Origin of the sequence: Mesorhizobium escarrei (assembly GCF_935825525.1) — a bacterium.
Lineage (GTDB): Bacteria > Pseudomonadota > Alphaproteobacteria > Rhizobiales > Rhizobiaceae > Mesorhizobium > Mesorhizobium escarrei.
Genome location: NZ_CAKXZT010000044.1, coordinates 1 through 5,289, shown reverse-complemented (window position 1 = coordinate 5,289; position 5,289 = coordinate 1). Strand labels below are relative to the sequence as shown.

The following is a 5,289-nucleotide window of genomic DNA, read 5'->3' as shown; positions in this document are numbered from 1 at the left end:
ACTCAAACGCGATTCCCCTGCCCTTGAGGGGGAGATGCCAAGTGGTGGGCAAAGAGGGCAGGCCAGAGGGGGTCGGTTCGACTGGATGCGACCTCCCTTGCGAAAGATGGAGGTTAGCGCTCTACGCGAGGCGACCCCCTCTGTCGCCTTCGGCGACATCTCCCCCTCGAGGGGGGAGATTCACCCCGCAAGCCGGCTAACCATCTCGTGCTGCGCGTAGGCGCGGCCGAAGCGGTTGGCGAGGAAGGCGCCGAGCGCGATGTCTTCCTGCTTGAGAAAACCCTTCGCCGGCAAGCTGCCGTCGGCCAGCATGTCGAGCACCGCGCAGATGGCGGAGGCGGTGGTGATCTGGATGGCGCTGCGCACCTTGTCGCCGACGCGCTTGGCGTAGATCTTGTTGGCGTAGGTCTCCTGCAGCAGGCGGCCGTTCTTGCGGCCGCTGACGGTGACGAAGACGATGACCACGTCCTGCAGCGTCGCCGGCAGGGCGCTCTCAAAAATGTCCTTCAGCACGTCGCGGCGGTGGCGCAGGCCGAGATCGTTGAGCAGCGCCTTCATGATCGCGGCGTGGCCGGGGTAGCGGATGGTGCGATAGTTCAGCGTGCGCACCTTGCCCTTCAGCGTTTCGGCCAGCGTGCCGAGCCCGCCCGAGGTGTTGAACGCCTCATAGGTGACGCCGTCAAGCGAGAATTCCTCGCGCTCCTCCAGCGGCGGCACCTCGATCAGCTCGCCTTCGACGATCGCCTCGCAAGGCTCGCAATACTCGTTGATGACGCCGTCCGTGCTCCAGGTCAGATTGTAGTTCAGCGCATTCGACGGGTATTGCGGCAGCGCGCCAACCCGCATGCGCACGCTTTCCAGCGTGTCGAAGCGACTGGCGAGATCGTTGGCGACGATCGAGATGAAGCCCGGCGCCAGCCCGCATTGCGGGATGAAGGCGCTGTTGGCGGAGCGCGCCAAATGCTTGACGCGCCGGGTCGCGACGACGTCCTCGGTCAGGTCGAGATAGTGGACGCCAGCGCTGGCTGCCGCTTCGGCGATGCGCGTTGTCAGATGGAACGGGGCAGCGCTGAGCACGGCGAACCTGCCGACCAAAGCCGCTTCGAGCGTGCCTGGTGCTTCGATGTCGAGTTCGAGCGTCTCGACCGTTTCAGGCAGTTCGGCCGCGCCGAGCTGCGCAGCCGAGCGGTCGGCGAGGGTTATGTGGTAGTCGCCGGTGGAAGCCAGCATCTCGGCGATGGTCGAGCCGATCTTGCCGGCGCCGACAACGACGATGTTCTTCATGACAGTTCCCTCGCCTTGCCCTTCACAGAGCGGATAGAATCGCAGCTTGCCTGTCGAAAGGAAGCGTTGAACTGTTCGAAACGAAGTGCCAAATTGAACAGGGTGCCGATGAGGTTCGTCGAAAGTGCTTAGCAACGCCGAACAGGCCCTGCTCTCCCTGCTGCGCGCGAATGCGCGCGCCTCGACGGCTGAGCTGGCGCGGCGGCTCGGCGTGTCGCGAACGACGGTGCAGAGCCGGATCGAGCGGCTTGAACAGCGCGGCATCATCACCGGCTATGGCGTCAGGCTTTCGCCCGACTACGAACAGGGACTGGTGCGGGCGCATGTCCTGCTCACCGTGACGCCCAAGCTTGCCGACAAGGTGGTGCGCAGCCTGCAGGCGCTGGCGCCGGTGCGGACGCTGCATTCGGTGAGCGGCAATTTCGACATGATCGTCATCGTCGACGCGCCGTCGATCAAGGACCTCGACACGCTCCTCGACCAGATCGGCGCGATGGACGGGGTCGAGCGGACGTCGTCGTCCATCATCCTGTCGACGCGGATCGATCGCTGAGCGCTGCTCGCCCTGCTGCTGCCAGAAGCGCTGGCGGAACAGCACCCCCTCCGCCCTGCCGGGCATCTCCCCTCAAGGGGAGATCGGCCATGACTTCGGCTTTCACTATAATCTCCACAGTTGCAGGAGCGAGCGGAGCGTTGAAGCGGCTAATCTCCCCCACGAGGGTCCCCTTGAGGGGAGATGCTCGGCAGGGCAGAGGGGCAGGACAGATAGAGGCGCCAGCCTTCGAGTTGGCTGGCACCTAGCTGCCGAGTGGGTGCGGCATGTAGCCGACGAAGCCCGATATCTTCCAGCTTCCCTCGACCTTGGTGCAGAAATACAGGGTCTGCCATTTCAACTTCTCGGCGCTGCCGTCGGCTTTGGCGACCGAGCCGTTGAACTTCTTGTGCACCACGGCGCGGTCGCCATCGACGTCGATATCGCGCATGTTGGTGATGCGGAACAGCGCCTCGCGCAGCGGTTCGGCGAAGGTCGTCGCCGCGGTTTCCCGGGCCTGACGCAGCCACTCGTCGCGATAGCTGCCAAGCGTTGGGAACTGCAGCCGCCAGGCGTCCGCATCGCTGAGGAAATGGGCGTGCATGCCGAAGAAGCTCGACGCCACGAAATCATCCTCCACCATCGACCAGTTCTGGCCGAGGAAGGCGTCGATGTCGCGCCGCACCAGCATCTCCCAAAGCGCATGGCGGTCGGCGTCGCCGGACGGAAACGGATTCTTGTCGAAGGTCAATTTTTGCTCCCCTGTGTCGCGATGTTTCGGTCGATTGAAGGTTCGATCCGCTCAACCGCCGATCTGGTCCAGAAACGGCAGATTGCTGGCCATCAGGCCGGCGTCGACATTCAAGGTCGTGCCGGTGATGCCGCTGGCAAAGGGCGACGCCAGGAACACCGCGGCGCGGGCAACCTCGACTGGTTCGACCAGCCTTCCCAAGGGATAGAGCTTGCCGACGGCGGCGAGGATCTCCGGCTTGTGCGCCAGGCGATGCTCCCAGGCGCCGGTACGGATCGAGCCGGGAATGACGGCGTTGGCGCGGATGCCGTTGCGGCCTTCCTCGGTGGCGATGGCGCGCATCCAGGCGTTGAGTGCTGCCTTGGCGGCGGCGTAGGCGGGGTTGCCGAAATGGGCCTGCGCGTTGACCGAGGAGATGAACACGAAGGCGGCGCCCCGCGACTGGTTGCGCATGACGGGGAGCAATGCCTGCGACAGCAGCGCGGCGCTGCGAAAATTCAGATCCATCTCGTGATCAAGCGCTGCCGTCGAGACCTCGGCGAGCGTTTCCGCCCGCGTCCAGCCGGCGTTGGAGATGATTGCCACTGGCGCAGCGCTTTCCCCGACGCGCCTGGCAAATGCCGCGACGGCATCGTCATCGAGCAGGTCGAAATGATGCGCTTCTTCTATTCCGGCGCCAGTCAGGTCGGTGCCCTCGCGATCGCAGGCGACCACCTTGGCCCCGCAGGCGGACAGGACGGCGACCAGCGCGCTGCCAACCCCGCCGGCCGCGCCTGTCACGACCACGCTGCGGCCACCGAAATCGATCATGCGGCTCCTCGCTTTTCTCTCGCCGATCCTCGCCTGCCGGATGACTTGACGCAACCGCCGGCCACTCAGGATGCTGATGCCTTTGTAATAAAGCAACTTGGATTCCAAAAAATGTTGCTTTCCAACACGGCCTCTGTGAGAATCGTCGAGACAGACGGAAACGGGCAACCGGCGCAGCGAAAGAGCCCGAACCGCTCCTTGCGGCGATTTGCCGCAATTCAATGCGCTGATGTTTTTGAACAGGAGGCAATTCCTTGCCCAAGCAGTGTTTTGGAACTTCCCACGTGCCGCTGTCGCCGGCGGTCAGGGCCGGTGACATGGTCTATGTCTCCGGCCAGGTGCCGGTCGGCAGCGACGGTATGGTGGTCTCGGGCGGCATCGCCGAGCAGACCGAGCAGGTGCTTTCGAACGTGAAGGCAGCCCTGGCACTGGCCGGCTGCACCATGGGCGACGTGGTAAAGACGACGGTGTGGCTCGAGGATGCGCGCGACTTCGGCGCCTTCAATGCCGTTTATGCCAGGCATTTCCCAAAGGATCCGCCGGCCCGCACCACCGTAGAGTCGCGGCTGATGATCGACATCAAGATCGAGGTCGAGGCCGTCGCCTACAGGCCGGTTTGACGAGAACACTGAATGGAGCCGCACGCCGATGCAATTTGATCTCCTCCTGAAGGGCGGCCGCCTCATCGACCCGGCGTCCGGCCTCGACGCGCAACGCGATCTGGCCATCGCAGGCGGCCGGATCGCCGCGATCGATGCCGACATTCCCTTCGACCGTGCCGCCCGCGTTATCGATGCTACCGGCTCCATCGTCGCGCCCGGACTCATCGACCTGCACAGCCACGTCTATTGGGGCGGTACCTCGCTGGGTGTCGATGCCGACCGGCTCGCCGCAAAAAGCGGCACCACCACCTTCATAGACGCAGGAAGTGCCGGCGCCGGCAACTTCCTCGGCTTTCGCCGCCATGTCATCGAGCGCTCGAAGGTCCGCATCCTCGCCTATGTCAACATTTCATTTGCCGGCATCTTCGGCTTCTCGCAGACAGTGGCGGTCGGCGAGTGCAGCGATCTCCGGCTCTGCGAACCGCGCGAGACGGTGGCGGCGGTGCGCGAGCACGCAGACATGATTGTCGGCGTAAAAGTCCGCTCGGGTCGCCATGCTGGCGGCAGCAGCGGCATCGCGCCGGTCGATCTGGCGCTCGAAGCCGCCGACCAGGCCGGCCTGCCGCTGATGGCGCATATCGACGAGCCGCCGCCCGGCCGTTCGGAAGTGCTGCCGCGCCTGCGCAAGGGCGACGTCCTCACCCACTGCTTCCGGCCGTTTCCCAACGCGCCGATCTTCGCCTCGGGCGCGGTGCGGCCCGACATGCGGCTGGCGCGCGAGCGCGGCGTCATCTTCGACATCGGCCACGGCATGGGCTCGTTCGATTTCGAGGTTGCCAAGGCGATGCTCAAGGAGGGGTTGGCGCCTGATGTGATCAGCAGCGACGTGCATCTCTACTGCGTCGACGGCCCCGCCTTCGACATTCTGCTCTGCATGTCGAAACTGCTGGCGCTCGGCATGCCGCTGGTCGAGGTGCTGCGCGCCGCGACACAGCGGCCGGCCGAGGCAATCGCAAGGCCGGAGCTCGGTACGCTGGCGGTCGGCGCCGTCGGCGACATCGCTGTGCTGCGGCTGCGCCAGGGGCGCTTCACCTTTGTCGATGCGGTCGGCGCCTCGCTGGTCGCCGAGCAAAGGCTGGTTTCGGACGGCATCGTGATCGGCGGCAACTGGTGGCCGAATGAGGCGGCTAACGATTTTGGCGACACCGAGCGCTTCGAAGCGCATGCGCATGAGACGCATGTCGATGTGGTAAGCCGGCATTTCGGGCAGGGGTGATCTCCCCCTCGAGGGCAGGGGAATCGCGTTTGAG

General features: G+C 64.9%; 6 protein-coding genes. 3 read left to right on the top strand and 3 right to left on the bottom strand.

The window, feature by feature from the left end:
- Window positions 1–180 precede the first annotated feature (180 nt).
- Window positions 181–1,284 carry a saccharopine dehydrogenase family protein gene (locus tag NMG80_RS03650; protein WP_254016873.1) on the bottom strand — a complete coding sequence of 368 codons (1,104 nt, stop codon included), beginning with the start codon at window positions 1,282–1,284 and terminating at the stop codon, window positions 181–183.
- 124 nt (window positions 1,285–1,408) lie between these two features.
- Here NMG80_RS03650 and NMG80_RS03645 point away from each other — a divergent pair, with 124 nt between their 5' ends.
- On the top strand, window positions 1,409–1,837 hold the full coding sequence (locus tag NMG80_RS03645) for an Lrp/AsnC family transcriptional regulator (protein WP_254016872.1): 429 nt from the start codon (window positions 1,409–1,411) through the stop codon (window positions 1,835–1,837).
- 244 nt (window positions 1,838–2,081) lie between these two features.
- Here NMG80_RS03645 and NMG80_RS03640 read toward each other — a convergent pair whose 3' ends face one another.
- Both NMG80_RS03640 and NMG80_RS03635 read right to left on the bottom strand, forming a co-directional pair.
- Window positions 2,082–2,567, bottom strand: coding sequence for a hypothetical protein (locus NMG80_RS03640; protein ID WP_254016871.1), 486 nt, complete (start codon window positions 2,565–2,567; stop codon window positions 2,082–2,084).
- A 51-nt stretch (window positions 2,568–2,618) separates the two neighbouring features.
- Window positions 2,619–3,377 (bottom strand): SDR family NAD(P)-dependent oxidoreductase, encoded by a 759-nt coding sequence (locus tag NMG80_RS03635; RefSeq protein ID WP_254016870.1) that lies wholly within the window; start codon window positions 3,375–3,377, stop codon window positions 2,619–2,621.
- Between the two features lie 317 nt (window positions 3,378–3,694).
- On the opposite strand from NMG80_RS03635, the gene NMG80_RS03630 reads away from it, so the two are divergent.
- Together NMG80_RS03630 and NMG80_RS03625 are read left to right on the top strand one after the other, a co-directional pair.
- Window positions 3,695–3,997, top strand: coding sequence for a RidA family protein (locus tag NMG80_RS03630; protein WP_254016874.1), 303 nt, complete (start codon window positions 3,695–3,697; stop codon window positions 3,995–3,997).
- 28 nt (window positions 3,998–4,025) lie between these two features.
- On the top strand, window positions 4,026–5,255 hold the full coding sequence (locus tag NMG80_RS03625) for an amidohydrolase/deacetylase family metallohydrolase (RefSeq protein ID WP_254016869.1): 1,230 nt from the start codon (window positions 4,026–4,028) through the stop codon (window positions 5,253–5,255).
- The last annotated feature ends 34 nt before the right edge of the window (window positions 5,256–5,289 follow it).

Excerpts from the sequence above, each read along its gene's own strand:
- NMG80_RS03650 (WP_254016873.1), bottom strand. The coding sequence starts at position 1,284 with ATGAAGAACATCGTCGTTGTCGGCGCCGGCAAGATCGGCTCGACCATC.
- NMG80_RS03635 (WP_254016870.1), bottom strand. The coding sequence starts at position 3,377 with ATGATCGATTTCGGTGGCCGCAGCGTGGTCGTGACAGGCGCGGCCGGC.
- NMG80_RS03630 (WP_254016874.1), top strand. The coding sequence starts at position 3,695 with ATGGTCTATGTCTCCGGCCAGGTGCCGGTCGGCAGCGACGGTATGGTG.
- NMG80_RS03625 (WP_254016869.1), top strand. The coding sequence starts at position 4,026 with ATGCAATTTGATCTCCTCCTGAAGGGCGGCCGCCTCATCGACCCGGCG.